A 16,826-nucleotide genomic window follows, 5' to 3' on the forward strand; every position below is an offset into this window, starting at 1 on the left:
GTCCGCGCCGGCTTTTCCGGTGATCAGCGAACCGTCCGCGCGCACCGCGATGGAGGACATGGGGCATCAGTCGGTCGCGGCGATGAACGGCCATGCGCGCGCCATCGGCGAGGGTTCGCGCGACCGGCTGTCCGCGGACATGATCCGGCTGCTCGAGGCCCCCTTCCCCACCCACCGCGGGATGCTCGACCGGGCGGGGTCGCTCCAGCGCCGCTACGTCGCGATCGCGGGGCTGTCGGCGGAACATATGTGCCGGACGGCGGCATGGCGTTTTCACGATCTCGGCCGCCGCGTGGAACGCGCCGCGACCATCTCACGCGCGATCCGGCTGTTCGGCATGGCGGGCGCGTCGGCGGACGACCTGTCGACCTTGCTGGACCTTGCCGACAGCCAGATCAGCTATCGCCAGCGGTATCTGACGGGTATCGCGCGCGTACCCGTCGTCGATCTGGTCGCACTCGATCCGGGCAACCCGCGCGCGCTTGCCTATCAGTCGCAGCGGATCGTCGCGTGCTTGCGCGAACTGCCCGTGCTGGCGGACGACGGCATGGCGGAGGCGCAGCAGTCCGAAGGCGTCGCGCTAGAGGCGATGCTGGCGACCGCGACCGCCGTCGCGCTGAATGCCGACCTGCTCGGCGATGTCGAACGTCGGCTGGGATCGCTGTCCGACGCGATCGCGCGGCGGTATTTCCTGCAAGGCTCCGAACCCTTGCGCGCCGGCGGGCTGACGCTGGCATGAACATCCGGGCATGATCTACGACATCCGGCACATCACCCGTTTCGACTATGGCGGCACGGTCGAGTTCGCACGCTGCAACCTGCGGCTCAAGCCCATCGATTGGCCCGGCCAGCGGCTCGGGCGTTATACGCTGACCGTCGCGCCCGCGGGCCGGCTCCGGTCGGCGCGCGCGGAAGCGGGGGTGGCGAACGTCACGCGGCTGGTGATCGACACGCCCGTCCGCACGCTGACGATCGAGAGCAGCGCGCGCGTGGTCGTCGACCGGCTGGTGCCGGTTCCCGTCGCGGACGATCCCACGCTGGCCGAGATCGCCGCAATGGCGCGTGCCGGCCGCGACCTGTCGGCGGCGGGACCGGCGGCGTATCTCTACCCCTCGCCGCTGATCCCGCTCGACCCCGCGATCCGCGATTATTGCCTGCCCGATCTCGACCCCGGCCGCGGCGCGCTGGAGGCCGGGATCGCGCTTGCCCGGCGGATCCAGCGCGATTTCACCTTCGACGGGTCGGCCACGATCGTCACCACCACCCCCGCCGAAGCGTTCGCGCAGCGGCGCGGGGTCTGCCAGGACTTCGCGCAGATCATGATCGCCGGGCTTCGCGCTGCCGGCCTGCCCGCCGCCTATGCTTCGGGCTATATCCGCACCATCCCGCCGCCCGGCCAGCCGCGGCTCGTCGGTGCGGACGCGACGCATGCCTGGGTATTGCTGTGGTGCGGCCCCGCACGCGGCTGGGTAGGACTCGACCCGACCAACGGCATCTGGATGGCGCAGGATCATGTCGTGATGGCGGTGGGCCGCGATTATGCCGAGATCGCACCCGTCGACGGCGTCGTCCTGGGCGCGAGCGCGCAGGACATGGATGTCAGCGTGGACGTCGCGCCGGTCGACGAATACGCCACCTGATTGCCTTGGGGGAGCGCCTGCCCCACATAGGCGGGTAATACACGCGAACGGGGATAGAATGGCCGATCCGTACAAGACGCTCGGGGTGGCGCGCGACGCGTCCGAGGCCGACATCAAGAAGGCCTATCGCAAGCTCGCCAAGGAGCTGCACCCGGATCGCAACAAGGACAATCCGAAGGCCTCCGAACGGTTCAGCACGGTTACCGGCGCGTACGACCTGCTGACCGACAAGGAAAAGCGCGGACGGTTCGACCGCGGCGAGATCGACGGGGACGGCAATCCCGCCGCACCGTTCGGCCATGGCGGGGGCGGCGGCGGTCGGCCGCAGCCGGGCGGCGCGGGGTTTCGGAGCCAGGGGTTCGGCGGCGGCGAGCCCGACATGAGCGATATTTTCGAAGGGCTGTTCGGCGGTGCGCAGCGTGGCGGCGGCGGCGGCGGCGGGTTCGCGAGCGGCTTCGGCCGCCGCCCGCAGCCAAAGGGTGCCGATATCGCCTATTCGCTGCAAGTGCCGTTCGTCGATGCGGCGATGCTGAGCGCGCAGCGCGTGACGCTCGGCGACGGCAGGACGATCGACCTGAAACTGCCCGCCGGCGTCGAAACGGGCACCCAGATGAGGCTCGCGGGCAAGGGCGAGCCCGCTCCCGGCGGCGCGGGCGACGCGATCGTCACGATCGAGATCCTGCCGCACCGTTTCTTCGTACGCGATGGCGACGACGTCCGGATCGACCTGCCGATCACGCTCGGCGAGGCGGTGCTGGGCGCTTCGGTCAAGGTACCGACGGTCGAGAAACCGGTGATGCTGACGGTCCCCAGGGGCACGAGTTCGGGCCGGACGTTGCGGCTGAAGGGCAAGGGTTTCCACAAGAAGGGCGGCGGGCGCGGCGATCAGATGATCACGCTGATGGTGAACGTGCCGGCCGATGACGCGGCGCTGACCGCGTTCGTCGAGAACTGGGCGGTCGAACATGCCGGGAACCCACGGGCGGCGATGGGTCTGACATCATAATGACCGATGCGATCACCTTGACCCCGGAAGATCGCGGCCGTCATGGCGGCACCGCACGCGCACGGTTCGACCGGCAGCTGGCGAAGGTCCGGCCCGGCTCCTACGCCTTCGAGATTCTGAAACGAACCGTCTTCGGCGTCTTCACCGACGGGTTCATCCATGCCGGGAACCTGGCCTATCTTGCTATCATGACCTTGTTCCCGTTCTTCATCGTCGCCGCCGCGATCCTGTCGCTGCTGGGGCAAAGCTACGATACGCACCGCGCGGTCGAGAGTTTTCTCCACGTCGTGCCCGACAAGGTCGCGGGTATCCTGCGCGCGCCGATCGCCACCGTCCTCGCCGCGCGCACGGGCTCGCTGCTGTGGCTGGGCGGGCTGGTCGGGCTCTGGACGGTGGGCGGTTTCGTCGAGACGATCCGCGACATCTTCCGCCGCGCCTACGGGGTCACGTCCACATCGCCGTTCTGGCGGGCGCGGCTGGGATCGACACTGGCGATCGTCGCCTCGGTCGTGATCGCGATGCTGTCGTTCCTGGCGCAGGGCGTCCTGACCGCGGTCGAGCAGTTCATCTACCGCCTGCTGCCTTTCGCCGCGGATGCCGTGACCTGGATCGGCGTGTCGCGCGCGATCCCGGGGGTCGTCATGTTCTTCGCGCTGTACGCGCTGTTCTATTCGGTGACGCCGTCCAGATATCGCTACACCGGCAGCCGCAAATGGCCGGGCGCGCTGTTCACGACGGTCTGGTGGGTGTCGATCACCGCGCTCCTGCCGATCGTGCTCGCGCAGCTGGGCGGCTACGACATGACCTATGGCAGCCTGGCGGGCGTGATCGTCGCGCTGCTGTTCTTCTACCTCGTCGGGCTGGGGCTGGTTTTCGGGGCGCATCTGAACGCGGCGCTGGCAGAACCCGCCGCGGTGGCGCTACAGGACGAAGCAACGGAAATACCGGAGGGGCGGACGGCGTGAATGGACTGATGGCGGGCAAGCGCGGGCTGATCATGGGGCTCGCCAACGACAAGTCGCTCGCATGGGGCATCGCGCGCAAGCTCGGCGAAGCGGGTGCGGAACTGGCCTTCAGCTACCAGGGTGCGGCGATGGAGAAGCGTGTCCGCCCCCTCGCCGAACAACTGGGCGTCGCGCGCCTGTTCGATTGCGACGTCGCGGACATGGACGCGCTCGACCGGACGTTCGCCGCGCTGGCGAAGGAATGGGAGACGATCGATTTCGTCGTCCATGCGATCGGCTTTTCCGACAAGACCCAGCTGCGCGGCCGGTTCATGGACACGACGCTCGACAATTTCCTGATGACGATGAACATCAGCGTCTATTCGTTCGTCGCGGTCGCGCAGCGCGCGGCCAAGATGATGCCCGATGGCGGCAGCCTGCTGACGCTGACCTATTACGGCGCGGAAAAGGTTATCCCGCATTACAACGTCATGGGCCTCGCCAAGTCGGCGCTGGAGACGAGCGTCAAATATCTCGCGGTCGACCTCGGCCGCGACGACATCCGCGTCAACGCGATCTCGGCCGGGCCGATCCAGACGCTCGCGGCCCGCGGCATCGGCGATTTCAACTACATCATGAAATGGAACGAGCTGAACAGCCCGCTGAAGCGCAACGTGACGATCGACGATGTCGGCGGCGCGGGATTGTACCTGCTGAGCGATCTGGCCAGCGGCGTGACGGGCGAAATCCACCATGTCGATGCGGGCTACAACGTGATCGGCATGAAGGCCGAGGACGCACCGGATATCGCTTTGGCGTGACGGTGGCGTCTGTGCCCGGTGATGGTAAGCAGAGATCGTCTTCTTAGCCCTCTCCCGCCTTCGCGGGCGGGAGAGGGCTAAGAAGAGAATTCTGCAATTGGGGGCGAGCTGCCATCCTTGCTCGCGTACAATCAGCTGCTCGCCTTCGTTTTCTGCAGGCCGACGATCCAAGTTTCAAGGCCAGCGGTGTCGGTCATGTCTCCATCGAAATGGTAGACCGGGACGACCGGCTCGTTCGATCCTCGCGGTCGTCCACGGTAGACCTTCATCGGCATGCCGCCACCCGAGAGCCCGCTCGGCAGCTTGAACGACCGCACTTCCATATAGAGCGTGTCGGCGCTGGTGGTGCGACCGACATGGATCGCTCCCATGGAGCGCCACAGGTCGACCGCGTCGAGGCAGGCCGACCCGCAGCTCGCGTCCGTGATGAAGTACACCGGCGCATGCAGGGGCGTGACTGCCGGGGTCGGTAGCGCTGTCGCCGTCGTCTCGGCGTTGGAGGTATCGCCCTCGCGCCACAGGGCGGCATTCCGGGCGAGTGCGCCCTTCAGACCGGCAATGACGGCTTCGTACCATCGCCGACTTTCGGCTGACATGTCCTTGCCGCCTCGTCTGGCGTAGCCGTCATCGATAGTCTTGAGGTTCGCTGCGGATACCCGCCAATCGACGTCGATCCTGGTTTCGGGACGCCGGCTAAGCGCCTGTTCGCCCCAGAGGATTTTAGCGATCTGATAGGACCAGTCCGAGGAGCCGCCGCCATTCCCGCGCAGATCGAAGACGATCCCCGGCCCTGTCGCAAGCGCCTCTCGGTCCTGTTGCAATGCGGCGATCATCGGAGGGAGCGCCTTGCCCGCCGCCGATCCGGGGTCACCATTAAAGGACGGTATGCCGAACCAGCGCATGCCGTTTGCTAGGGTCCGGTTCGCGAACGCGTAGGAAACGACATGCCGCGCCGCATCTTCCTGCGCTGATGCTTCCTTGTCCCCGATGACCCGCCAGGCCAGCGTCACCGTTTGGTGACGTCCGTTGAACGAAAAGTCGCATTTGGACGGGCGAGGCACATATGGATCGCCCCAGCTCATGAAGAGCAAATTACCGAAGCTCTCCCGCTGGGACTGGAGCATCCACCGCCCCCATTGCGCACCGAGTATCTCGGCCCCCAACCGTTCGGCGGTTCGGCCGTCGCAGCCGATCAGCTACGCCGCAAGCGGCACCGGCGCGTCGTCGGCGCGGACGACGACACGCGGTATGCCACGCCCGTCGTAGTTTGTCAGAAAGCCGGGCCAGGCGAGGTGGGCGTAGGGCGTCGCCACCGACCCCCAGGAACCGAAACCGAAGTGCCCGTCGTTGAATGACGCCGTATATTCCCTGAGTGCGTAGAAATAGTCTTCATACGTTCGAGCGGTGCGTGCCCGCTTCAACGCGCGCTTCAGCTGAGCGTCGTTGCGCTCGGCGAAGCCCGGATCGGAGGTGTTGACTGGCCCTGGATGATTGGCGACGACCTCATCGTGCAGGGCCTGTGCGTCCTGCCTCAAGGTTGCGCTCCAGTCGCGCTCGGCCGGCAGTTGAAAGCGACCTGACTGACTTGCGGAAGGCACCGAAACAGCCGCTGCCAACGCGATCCACATTGCTTTCCTCATCGACGCGACCCCACCAACTGCAATTTGTCGATGATGACAGCTCTGCTACCAAGCTCAATGCCTGCTTCCGGGATCGCTGTGCTGGTGGGCTTCCACAACGGGGCGAAACTCCCAGAATACGCTTCTGTCCTACAAACTCATCGATATGCAATGCTCGCACGATGCGATGCTGCGGTAATCTCCTGTCTGCCTCCAGGGCCTCCCTTGCCGTAAGCCGTTGTTTTTACGCGAAGTGGAGAAGCGAATGGCATGCCTCCACTTCCTCCACTTCCGCGACCGATCAGGTAGGCGATATCAGGCTTGATCGGCCGTCCGACCCCGCTCGCGATCACGCCGCGATGGCGCGGTCCGTCCTGTCCTACACGGACGCGCTGTGGCATGGCCGTGACATGGATCGCCTCCGCCTCACGACTTTTCCTCGTTCGCTCTCGGCAGCGGGGGGCGTGAATTGCGCGCACTATCGTAAACTTTGTAAACTTAGCCGCGGTCCCTTCGCATGAGCGTCAACACCTTCGGTCGCCTGTTCCGTTTCACCACCTGGGGTGAATCGCACGGGCCCGCGATCGGCGCGGTCGTCGATGGCTGTCCGCCCGGCATCGCGCTTGCCGAAACCGACATCCAGCCCTGGCTCGACAAGCGCCGCCCGGGCACGTCGCGCTTCACCACGCAGCGGCGCGAGCCCGATCTGGTGCGGATCCTGTCGGGCGTGTTCGAGGGGCGGACGACGGGCACGCCGATCAGCCTCATGATCGAGAATGTCGACCAGCGATCGAAGGATTACAGCGAGGTCGCGCGCGCCTATCGCCCAGGCCATGCCGATTACGCCTATGACGCCAAATACGGCTTTCGCGATCCGCGCGGCGGCGGCCGGTCGTCGGCGCGCGAAACCGCGAGCCGGGTCGCCGCGGGTGCGGTCGCGCGGCTCGTCATACCGCAGGTGCGCATCCGCGCCTGGGTCGAGGCGATCGGCGGCGATGCGGTCGACCCGGCGAATTTCGACGATGTGCAGATCGACGGTAACCCCTTCTTCTGCCCCGACGCCGCCGCCGCTGGGCGCTGGGAGGTGCTGGTCGACAGCGCGCGCAAGGCGGGATCGTCGCTTGGCGCAGTCGTCATGTGCGAGGCGACCGGGGTGCCCGCCGGGTGGGGCACGCCGCTCTACGCCAAGCTGGACGCCGAACTCGCCGCCGCCTGCATGTCGATCAACGCCGTCAAGGGCGTCGAGATCGGCGACGGGTTCGCCGCCGCTACCTTGTCGGGCGAAACCAACGCGGACGCGATGCGTCCCGGTGCCGACGGCCCCGAATTCCTGTCCAATCATGCCGGCGGGATCGCCGGCGGGATCGCGACCGGTCAGCCGATTCGCGTGCGGGTCGCATTCAAGCCGACCAGCTCGATCCTGACGCCGGTCGCCACGATCACGCGGAGCGGCGAAGCAACGGACATCGCCACCAGAGGTCGCCACGATCCGTGCGTCGGTATTCGCGGCGTTCCGGTCGTGGAAGCGATGATGGCGCTCGTACTGGCCGACCAGTCGTTGCTCCATCGCGGTCAGATCGGCTAAATCACGGAACGGACATGCTAAACGATCGTTCATCCCCTGCTACATCCAGGAGAGAAAAGATGCGTATTGCAATCACGATCGCCGCCGCCGCCATGATGCTGCCGACCCTGGCCATCGCCCAGACGACGGGTGGTACCGGTTCGAGCGCGGGCGGGTCGATGGGTTCGACGGGCTCGGGATCGACCGCCGGATCGACGATGTCGATGGGTACCAGTGGCCAGGCGACGACCGGTACCAAGACGACGCGCGGCAAGTCGACCCGCGGCAAGTCGGGCACCAGCTCGACGACCGGCACGAGCACCGACGGGTCGATGTCGACCTCGATGCCGGGCACCAGCACCGACGGGTCGATGTCGACCGGCAGCAGCACTGGCGGATCGACGGGTACCGGTTCGTCGTCCGGGACGACCGGATCGGCCACGGGTGGCTCGACCACGGGTACGATGGGCGGCGGAACCAGCACCGGCACCACGACGACCCCGCCGCAGCGCTGATCGCCGACTGGCTTGATGCTGCAGAAAGCCGGGTGGCCTCGAGGTCGCCCGGTTTTCATGTTTGCGTCAGTCGGCGAAGGGGTCGCGGACCAGGATCGTATCCTCGCGTTCCGGGCTCGTCGATACGAGCGATACGGGACAGCGGATCAGTTCCTCGACGCGGCGGATGTACTTGATCGCCTGTGCAGGCAGGTCGGCCCAACTTCTCGCGCCGGCCGTCGATTCCTGCCAGCCGTCCATCGTCTCGTAAACCGGCACGACCGCCGCCTGGTCCGCGGCGTGTGCGGGAAAATAGTCGAGCGTCCGGTCGCCGAGCCGATAGCCGATGCAGATCGCGATCCGTTCCATCCCGTCGAGCACGTCGATCTTGGTAAGCGCAATTCCCGTGACGCCGCCGACCGCCGCCGATTGCCGTACCAGCACCGCATCGAACCAGCCACACCGCCGCTTGCGCCCGGTGACCGTACCGAATTCATGCCCGCGCTGCCCCAGTCGTTCGCCGGTCTCGTCATCCAGTTCGGTCGGAAACGGCCCGGAGCCGACGCGCGTCGTATACGCCTTCGCAATCCCGAGCACGAAGCCGACGCCGGATGGGCCGATCCCCGATCCCGCAGCCGCGGCCCCGGCGACGGTGTTCGACGAGGTGACGAACGGATAGGTTCCGTGGTCGTTGTCGAGCAGCACCCCCTGCGCGCCCTCGAACAGGATACGCTTGCCCGCCGACCGCGCCTCATTGAGATCGCGCCAGACCGGCTTGGCGAAGGGCAGCACGAAACCCGCAATCTCGTGCAGGTCGGCGATCAGACGGTGGCGATCGACCGGCGGCTGGCCGAACCCCGCACGCAGCGCGTCGTGATGCGCGGTCAGGCGGTCGAACTGCGCGCCCAGATCGTCCAGATGCGCCAGATCGCACACCCGGATCGCGCGGCGGCCGACCTTGTCCTCATAGGCCGGCCCGATCCCGCGCCGCGTCGTGCCGATCTTTCCCGCCCCGCTCGCATCCTCGCGCAGGCCGTCGAGATCACGGTGGAACGGCAGGATCAGCGCGCAATTGTCGGCGATGCGCAGCACGTCGGGCGTCGCGACCACCCCCTGCTCGCTCAGCCGTGCGATCTCGTCGCGCAGCGCCCAGGGATCGAGCACGACGCCGTTGCCGATCACCGACGGCGTCCCACGCACCAGCCCCGATGGCAGCAGCGACAGCTTGTAAGTCTTGTCGCCGACGACCAGCGTATGGCCCGCATTGTGCCCGCCCTGGAAGCGGACGACCATGTCGGCGCGGCTTGCAAGCCAATCGACGATCTTGCCCTTGCCCTCGTCGCCCCATTGCGCGCCGATGACCGCTACGTTCGCCATGATATGATTCTCCGCCTGCCGGACGGACCCGCACGCCCTTCGACAGGGCTCGACGCGCGGATGGTTCAGTTATGCGAAGGCGCGCTAGCGGGTGCGCCCCGCAAGTGTCAATCGCCGAGCGGCCGGGCCATCCCATCCGTCAGCACATGCGTGCACAATTGCGCCCCGGGCGTGTCGTTCGGCTCAAGCGCGGCGACGGTCACCCAGCCAGTACGGCGCATGGCCGCGCTATCCGGCGGCGCGGTGCCGAACGGCACGAATAGCCGCCGTCGCTCGACCGACTGCGCACCGCCCGTCAGCAGATCGGCGAATAGCGAGAACCCGGTCGCGGGTTCCTCGCCGCCATCCGCATGGACGATCGTATAGGTGCCCCCACGCCCGACCTCGCGCGACGCGCCGTCCGCGAACAACGAAAAGCCCAGCCAGGTCTGGTATTCGAAGCCGTGTCGCTCGGTCGGGTCGAGCGTCAACGTTACGCGGTCGCCGATCCCGGTCGCGATCGCAACCAGAGCGTCGAGCCGACTACGCAGCACGCCGCCGGTATCGAACCGCCGCAACCGATCGATCGCGGCATCGAACGGTCCCGCCGCCTCGATCAGCGGCAGATAGACGGACGCGATGCTAGCGACGCCGCCCGCATCCTTCGCATCGAGGCGTTCGCGCAAAGGACCGATCCACGCCGGGTCGACCGGCAGCGGCCCGGCGGCGAGCGTGTCCACCAGGTCGGGCAGCGTGAAGTCGATCGACAGGCCCTTTGCCCCGGCGGCGACCAGCGCATCGACCGCGACGCCGACGACCTCCTGCGCGGCCGCCACCGAGTCGAGCCCGATCAACTCCGCCCCGATCTGCCGCGTTTCGCGCGCCGGCGACAATTCGCTCGCACGCAATTTCAGCACCGTACCTGCATAGGATAGCCGCACCGGTCGCGGATGATGTCCCAACCGCGCACTGGCGATCCGCGCGACCTGCGCGGTCAGGTCGGGGCGGATCGCAAGGGTCGCCTGGCTGACCGGATCGACGAACCGGACCGCATCCGCCAGCCCCCCCGCCTTCAGCCGCGCGCCGAGTCCCTCCGCGAATTCCGCCAGCGGCGGATCGACGCGTTCATAACCATAGAGCCGCGCCGCCTCCAACACTCGCGCCTCGACCCCCGCCGCGGCGTCGGCAAAGGGCGGCAGGCGGTCGTGGAAACCCTGGGGAAGCAGCGCGGTCATGCCCGGGGCTTGATAGCGTGGTAGGAGCACAACGCAAATTCCTCCCTGTTTACGGGGAGGATTAGGTTCAAAACACCAGACCGGTCGCGGTCTTCACCCCCGGCAATGCGCGGACCTTCGTCAGCAGTTCCCCCGTCACCGCCTCATCCACCGACAAAAGCAGCACCGCTTCGCCCCCGGCCGAACGCCGTCCGAGGTGGAAAGTGCCGATGTTCACCCCCGCCTCGCCGAGCGTCGTACCAAGCCGGCCGATGAACCCCGGCGCATCGACGTTGACCACATACAGCATCGGCCCCGCCAGATCGGCCTCGACCTTGATCCCGAACAGCTCGACCAGCCGCGGTGCCTGGTCGCCGAACAGGGTTCCTGCGACCGAGCGCTCGCCGTCTTCGGTCCGCACGGCGACTCTTAGCAGCGTGTGGTAATCGCCTTCGCGCTCGGTACGCACTTCGCGCACCTCGAGCCCGCGGTCGCGTGCCAGCAGCGGCGCGTTGACCATGTTGACCGTCGCGGTCTGGGTGCGCAGGAAACCGGCAAGGACCGCGCTCGTAATCGGCTTGGCGTTCAGCTCGGCGGCCGCGCCCTCGCTATGCACCGAGATACGGTCGATCGCCCCACGCGCCAGCTGGCCGACGAGCGAGCCGAGCTTTTCCGCCAGCGCCATATATGGCTTCAGCTTTGGCGCTTCCTCCGCGGACAGGCTCGGCATGTTGAGCGCGTTGGTGACGCCGCCGTTAACGAGGAAATCCGCCATCTGTTCGGCGACCTGGATCGCGACATTGACTTGCGCCTCCGTCGTCGATGCGCCCAGATGCGGTGTGCTGACGAAATTCGGCGTGCCGAACAGCGGCGACGCCTCGGCAGGTTCGCTGACGAAAACGTCGAGCGCCGCACCGCCGATCTGCCCCGAGTCCAGCCCCGCCTTCAGCGCGACCTCGTCGATCAGGCCACCGCGCGCGCAATTGACGATCCGAACGCCCTTCTTCGTCTTCGCGAGATTTTCCGCCGACAGGATGTTGCGCGTCTGATCGGTCAGCGGCGTATGCAGCGTGATGAAATCGGCACGTGCGAGCAGGTCGTCGAGCGTCACCTTCTCCACCCCGATCTCGATCGCCCGTTCGGGTGTCAGGAACGGGTCGAACGCGACGACCTTCATCTTCAGGCCGCGTGCGCGGTCTGCGACGATCGATCCGATATTGCCGGCACCGATCAGACCCAGCGTCTTCGACGTCAGCTCGACGCCCATGAAGCGGTTCTTCTCCCACTTGCCGGCCTGCGTGCTGGCATCCGCCTCGGGCAGTTGGCGGGCGAGCGCGAACATCAGCGCGATGGCGTGTTCGGCGGTGGTGATCGAGTTGCCGAACGGCGTGTTCATGACGACGACGCCCTTTGCCGACGCCGCAGGGATGTCGACATTGTCGACACCGATCCCGGCGCGGCCGACGACTTTCAGATTGGTCGCGGCAGCGAGGATCGCCTTGGTGACCTTGGTAGAACTTCGGATCGCGAGCCCGTCATAATCGCCGATGATCGCGATGACCTCTTCGGGGGTCTTGCCGGTGATCTCGTCGACCGCGACCCCGCGTTCGCGGAAGATCTGCGCGGCGCGGGGATCCATTTTGTCGGAGATGAGGACTTTTGGCATTGTTGAGCTACTTTCGAATGGTAGCCCGTGCTCCTGAAAGCATGAGCCCGGGGTTACAAAGGTTAAGCGTGCAGCCCCGGCTCCTGATCGCGCCGCAGCATGGAAGATCAGCCGGCCCTCGCCACCGCATAGGCCCAGTCGAGCCAAGGCCCGAGCGCGACGATGTCCGCGGTGTCGACCGTCGCGCCGCACCAGATACGGAGCCCCGGCGGCGCGTCGCGGTAGCCGGCGATGTCGTAGGCCGCGTCTTCCTTCTCTAGCGCCGATGCCATCGCCTTGATGAAAGCCTCGTCCGCACCCGCGACCGTCAGGCAGACGCTGGTCTTAGACCGCGATGCGGGGTCCGCCGCGAGGTGTCCGAGCCAATCGCGCTCGGCCACGATCGCATCCAGCGCGGCCGCATTGGCGTCCGAGCGCGCGATGAGCCCGCCCTCACCGAGCCCCTTGCCCCATTCCAGCGCGAAGATCGCATCCTCGACCGCGAGCATCGACGGCGTGTTGATCGTCTCTCCCTTGAATACGCCCTCGGTCAGCTTGCCCTTGGACACCAGCCGGAAGACCTTTGGCAGCGGCCAGGCAGGCGTGTAGCTTTCCAGCCGCTCGACCGCGCGGGGGCCAAGTATCAGGACGCCGTGCGCACCCTCGCCGCCCAGCACCTTCTGCCAGCTGAACGTCGCGACATCGATCTTCGCCCAGTCGATATCATAGGCGAATACGCCCGACGTCGCGTCGGCGAAGCTCAGCCCTTCGCGGTCGTCCGGGATCCACTCGACATCCGGCACGCGCACGCCGCTGGTGGTGCCGTTCCAGGTGAACAGCACATCGGTCGACCAGTCGACCTGCGCCATATCGGGCAATCGCCCATAGTCGGCGCGGACCACGACGGGATCGATCTTCAGCTGCTTGACCGCATCGGTCACCCAGCCTTCGCCGAAACTTTCCCAGGCCAGCGTCGTCACGCCGCGCTGCCCGAGCATCGTCCACATGGCCATTTCGAACGCGCCGGTGTCGGAGCCGGGGACGATGCCGATACGGTGAGTGTCGGGCAGCTTCAGCACGTCGCGCATCAGGTCGATGCAGTATTGGAGCCGCTCCTTGCCGATCTTCGACCGGTGCGATCGACCGAGCGACGCGGCGGCCAGCTTGGCAGCGTCCCAGCCCGGCGGCTTGGCACAAGGGCCGCTGGAGAAATAGGGACGCGCCGGTTTCGTAACAGGCTTCGCCATCGCGCCCGGATTCGGGGCGGTCAGTATGTCCGTCAATGTCTCTCTCCTCACAGAGAGCGCGCGCTGCGTTGGGACAGCGTGGCCCGTCGATGGCACTAAGGGCGCGCGGCCCCGGTGGCAAGACCGATCGTACCGGGCTCGTCCCGCTGGCGTGTCGCGCGCCGATGCTCTACCGGCCCCGGATGACCGACACCCACATACCCACCCGCGTCTTCGCCCCCGCCGGAGAGGACGCCGCCTCCGCCAAACGGGGGATCAGCACGCCGCAGACCGAGAACCCGGCCTATCGCCTGGCATTTCAGGATATGAATTTCCTGCTGCGCGAGGATCTCCGGCCGGTCCGCTTCCAGCTGGAACTGCTGAAGACGCAATTGCTGCTCGACGAGGCGAAGATCGCGTCGACGTTCGTGTTCTACGGCTCTGCGCGGATCCCCGAACCCGCCAAGGCCGAGGCGCTGCTGGCGCTGGCGACCGACGACAAGGCGCGGAGGATCGCCGAGCGGCTGGTCGAGAAGTCGCGCTATTACGAGGTGGCCCGCGAACTCGCCCGGATCATCAGCGTCCTGCCCCGCGACGCGGACGGCAATCGGCAATTCGTCGTATGCTCGGGTGGTGGTCCGTCGATCATGGAGGCGGCGAACCGCGGCGCGGCGGATGTCGGCGCGGAGTCGATCGGGCTTAACATCGTCCTGCCGCACGAACAGGCCCCCAACCCGTACGTCACCCCGGCGTTGTCGATGCAGTTCCACTATTTCGCGCTCCGGAAAATGCATTTCCTGCTGCATGCCCGGGCGCTGGCGGCGTTTCCGGGCGGGTTCGGCACCTTCGACGAATTGTTCGAACTGCTGACGCTCATCCAGACCGGCAAGATCGAACCCATTCCGGTCCTGCTGTTCGGTCGTGCGTTCTGGAACAGGGTCGTGAACTTCAAGGCCTTGGTCGAGGAGGGTGTCGTCAGCGAAAAGGACCTCGGTATCTTCACCTTCGTCGAGACCGCGGAAGAGGCCTGGGCGGCGGTACAGCGATTCTACCAGGAGCGGGCGGCGGTGAAGGGTTAATATCTAGTCAGTCGGACACCAGTTCCTATTTCCCGACCCGCGCCCCACGCCGTGCCGCTTCGGGATCGACCGATGGCGCGCCCGATGCCGGCGTGCCGGTGTTGGCGATGTCCGCCGTCGATGCACGGCGGTCGGTCGCGACCGCGTCGATCGCGCTCTTCGCGCCGGGCGCCGCGGTGGGTGCGGTGCCACTGACCTTGGCATCCGGCTTTGCACCGGCAGCCGGCGCGGCGGGGAGCGGCAGGTTCGAACCCTGCTGGTTGATGTACAGCAGGACATTGGCGCGGTCCTGCGGACTCGACAGGCCGGCGAAGGTCATTTTCGTCCCCGGCGCGAACTTGCGCGGGCTCGTCAGCCACGCATTCATCTTCTCGAAATCCCAGTTGCCGCCGACACCCTTCAGCGCGTCCGAGAAGGCGAAGCCCGCCTTGCCCTGGCCGATCCCTTCGCCGAGCGTGCCGTACAGGTTCGGGCCGATGCCGTTCGCCCCGCCCTGGTCGATCGTGTGGCAGGCGGCGCATTTCTTGAACACCTCCCCGCCCCTGGCAGCGTCCGCGGTCGGCAGCAGCGACGCGACGGGGATGGCCGCAGCCTCGCCGCCGCCGCCCGTGTCCTCGACGCCTTCGATCGCATAGCCCATCTTCTCGGGACGGCCGGTGTCGTAGACCTTGGTCCCGACGATCGTGAGCCCGAGCGCGATCCCGCAACCGGCCAGCACCCAGCCCGCGATCGTGTTCGTCCGATTGTCCATTATATCAGCCTGCCCCGGTCATACGTCCTCATTCCCATAGAAAAGCCGCGAAGCCTCCGCAAGCGCGCTTGCTCATCCGGTCGCCCAGCGCGTAACGCTTCGCCCCCGTGGAGAACTTCGCCGCCCCCGCCCGCCCCATCGTCGCCGCGATGACCGCCGCCGCCGCCACCGAACCGGAACGCACCGTCGCGTTCCAGGGTGCGCCCGGCGCGAACAGTCACGTCGCCGCCACGCAGGCCTTCCCCGACGGATTGCCGCTCCCCTGCTTCGACTTCGCCGACGCGATCGACGCGGTGAAGGACGGGCGCGCGGACTGCGCGATCATCCCGATCGAGAACTCGCTCCATGGCCGCGTCGCGGACATGCATTTCCTGCTGCCGGAATCGGGGCTGGTCATCACCGGCGAACATTTCCTGCCGATCCGCCACGCGCTGATGGGTCTGGGCAGCCGCGAACAGGTGCGCGAAGCGATGAGCCATCCGCAGGCGCTTGGCCAGTGCCGCCACTGGCTGAAGGCGCACGGCATCGCCCCCGTCGCCTATCCCGACACCGCGGGCGCGGCGGCGATGGTGGCGGAGATCGGCGACCCGGCCATCGCGGCGCTCGCGCCCCCCGCCGCCGCCGACATCTACGGACTGCACCTGCTCGCGACCGACCTGGCGGATGCCGACCACAACATGACCCGCTTCGTGACGCTGGCGCGAGGCGGCAAGCCCGCGATCGGCGCGGGGCCGTGGATGACCAGCCTGATCTTCGAGGTGAAGAACGTCCCCGCCGCCCTGTACAAGGCGATGGGCGGCTTCGCGACCAACGGCGTCAACATGACGAAGCTCGAAAGCTACCAGCGCGGCGGCACCTTTGCGGCGACCGAATTCTACGCGGATGTCGACGGCAAGCCGGGCGACGCAGGATTCGACCGCGCGATCGAGGAGCTGGCGTTCCATTCGAAATGGGTACGCCTGCTGGGGACCTATCCGCAGGCGCGCGCGCGGGGCTGATTCGCCGACGATTGCAGGAAACGCATTCGGAAGTGGACGAAGTGGACGCCACGTCACGCGCGGAAACGCCTCCGCGCGAGGGGTTGCGGTTTCAGCAATCGCGTTTGTCGGGGTTGGGGCGACCGGCATGGTGGATGGGGTCGCATGGAAAATCCAACATTGCGAGCGGGCGTTGCAGGTGTCTGTTTTCGCTCACTTGAGAACCGCTCTTCTTAGCCCTCTCCCGCTTTCGCGGGCGCATAGGGTGAGAGTCTTCTTCTACCGATCGGTCCGTTCGACCAATATGGCAAGGATCGTCTCCAGAACGCCATCGCGATTTTTGATCACCTCGCTGTTCCAGAATCGGAGCACGCGATAGCCTTGGTCTCCCAGGAAAGCGGTGCGCGCCGCTCTAAATCATTCTTCCCGCGAACTTTTAAGCGGGCGATCCAAGCCCGACCGACAGGCGTATTGCCACGCCTCAGCCGAC

16 protein-coding genes and 1 pseudogene are annotated in these 16,826 nt (G+C 66.8%); 9 read left to right on the forward strand and 8 right to left on the reverse strand.

Going from position 1 to position 16,826, the window contains the following annotated elements; genetic code table 11:
• From ACFE7D_RS06780 to fabI, 5 genes are all read left to right on the forward strand, one after another.
• On the forward strand, positions 1–739 hold a 739-nt coding region (locus tag ACFE7D_RS06780), incomplete at its 5' end, for an alpha-E domain-containing protein (protein ID WP_375394667.1).
• Positions 740–749: 10 nt separating this feature from the next.
• Positions 750–1,640, forward strand: coding sequence for a transglutaminase N-terminal domain-containing protein (locus ACFE7D_RS06785; RefSeq protein WP_375394668.1), 891 nt, complete (start codon positions 750–752; stop codon positions 1,638–1,640).
• Positions 1,641–1,698: 58 nt separating this feature from the next.
• Complete coding sequence (locus ACFE7D_RS06790) at positions 1,699–2,646, forward strand: DnaJ C-terminal domain-containing protein (protein WP_375394669.1); 948 nt, start codon at positions 1,699–1,701, stop codon at positions 2,644–2,646.
• Complete coding sequence (locus tag ACFE7D_RS06795) at positions 2,646–3,611, forward strand: YihY/virulence factor BrkB family protein (protein WP_375394670.1); 966 nt, start codon at positions 2,646–2,648, stop codon at positions 3,609–3,611. Before ACFE7D_RS06790 ends, ACFE7D_RS06795 begins: the two co-directional genes overlap by 1 nt.
• An 8-nt stretch (positions 3,612–3,619) precedes the next feature.
• On the forward strand, positions 3,620–4,411 hold the full coding sequence (fabI, locus tag ACFE7D_RS06800) for an enoyl-ACP reductase FabI (protein WP_375394695.1): 792 nt from the start codon (positions 3,620–3,622) through the stop codon (positions 4,409–4,411).
• 131 nt (positions 4,412–4,542) lie between these two features.
• On the opposite strand, the gene ACFE7D_RS06805 is transcribed toward fabI, so the two are convergent.
• Entirely contained in the window at positions 4,543–5,421 is an 879-nt protein-coding gene (locus ACFE7D_RS06805; RefSeq protein WP_375394671.1) for a hypothetical protein, read from the reverse strand.
• A 186-nt stretch (positions 5,422–5,607) separates the two neighbouring features.
• Positions 5,608–6,039: a hypothetical protein gene (locus ACFE7D_RS06810; protein ID WP_375394672.1), complete on the reverse strand. Its 432-nt coding sequence runs from the start codon at positions 6,037–6,039 to the stop codon at positions 5,608–5,610.
• 508 nt (positions 6,040–6,547) lie between these two features.
• On the opposite strand from ACFE7D_RS06810, the gene aroC reads away from it, so the two are divergent.
• Positions 6,548–7,615, forward strand: a complete 1,068-nt coding sequence (aroC, locus tag ACFE7D_RS06815) for a chorismate synthase (protein WP_375394673.1) — start codon at positions 6,548–6,550, stop codon at positions 7,613–7,615.
• Between the two features lie 59 nt (positions 7,616–7,674).
• Complete coding sequence (locus ACFE7D_RS06820) at positions 7,675–8,109, forward strand: hypothetical protein (RefSeq protein WP_375394674.1); 435 nt, start codon at positions 7,675–7,677, stop codon at positions 8,107–8,109.
• A 66-nt stretch (positions 8,110–8,175) separates the two neighbouring features.
• Here the strand turns inward: ACFE7D_RS06820 and ACFE7D_RS06825 are convergent, their stop codons facing one another.
• The 4 genes from ACFE7D_RS06825 to ACFE7D_RS06840 all read right to left on the reverse strand — a co-directional run bounded on the left by ACFE7D_RS06825 (position 8,176) and on the right by ACFE7D_RS06840 (position 13,550).
• A complete protein-coding gene (locus tag ACFE7D_RS06825) occupies positions 8,176–9,465 on the reverse strand; it encodes an adenylosuccinate synthase (RefSeq protein ID WP_375394675.1) in 1,290 nt (429 codons plus the stop codon).
• 107 nt (positions 9,466–9,572) lie between these two features.
• Positions 9,573–10,679 carry an ATP phosphoribosyltransferase regulatory subunit gene (locus ACFE7D_RS06830; protein WP_375394676.1) on the reverse strand — a complete coding sequence of 369 codons (1,107 nt, stop codon included), beginning with the start codon at positions 10,677–10,679 and terminating at the stop codon, positions 9,573–9,575.
• A 67-nt stretch (positions 10,680–10,746) separates the two neighbouring features.
• Complete coding sequence (gene serA, locus ACFE7D_RS06835) at positions 10,747–12,324, reverse strand: phosphoglycerate dehydrogenase (RefSeq protein WP_375394677.1); 1,578 nt, start codon at positions 12,322–12,324, stop codon at positions 10,747–10,749.
• Between the two features lie 107 nt (positions 12,325–12,431).
• Positions 12,432–13,550 (reverse strand): phosphoserine transaminase, encoded by a 1,119-nt coding sequence (locus ACFE7D_RS06840; protein ID WP_375394696.1) that lies wholly within the window; start codon positions 13,548–13,550, stop codon positions 12,432–12,434.
• Between the two features lie 182 nt (positions 13,551–13,732).
• Between ACFE7D_RS06840 and ACFE7D_RS06845 the strand changes: the two genes are divergently transcribed.
• Positions 13,733–14,608, forward strand: a complete 876-nt coding sequence (locus ACFE7D_RS06845) for a TIGR00730 family Rossman fold protein (RefSeq protein WP_375394697.1) — start codon at positions 13,733–13,735, stop codon at positions 14,606–14,608.
• Between the two features lie 25 nt (positions 14,609–14,633).
• Here ACFE7D_RS06845 and ACFE7D_RS06850 read toward each other — a convergent pair whose 3' ends face one another.
• Positions 14,634–15,359 (reverse strand): c-type cytochrome, encoded by a 726-nt coding sequence (locus ACFE7D_RS06850; RefSeq protein ID WP_375394678.1) that lies wholly within the window; start codon positions 15,357–15,359, stop codon positions 14,634–14,636.
• Between the two features lie 107 nt (positions 15,360–15,466).
• On the opposite strand from ACFE7D_RS06850, the gene ACFE7D_RS06855 reads away from it, so the two are divergent.
• Positions 15,467–16,357 carry a prephenate dehydratase gene (locus ACFE7D_RS06855; RefSeq protein ID WP_375394679.1) on the forward strand — a complete coding sequence of 297 codons (891 nt, stop codon included), beginning with the start codon at positions 15,467–15,469 and terminating at the stop codon, positions 16,355–16,357.
• 258 nt (positions 16,358–16,615) lie between these two features.
• On the opposite strand, the pseudogene ACFE7D_RS06860 reads toward ACFE7D_RS06855, so the two are convergent.
• Positions 16,616–16,735, reverse strand: a pseudogene (locus ACFE7D_RS06860) (DUF559 domain-containing protein); the annotation flags it as partial.
• Positions 16,736–16,826: the final 91 nt, after the last annotated feature.

The sequence above is a fragment of the uncultured Sphingomonas sp. genome, from assembly GCF_964244235.1.
Classification (GTDB): domain Bacteria; phylum Pseudomonadota; class Alphaproteobacteria; order Sphingomonadales; family Sphingomonadaceae; genus Sphingomonas.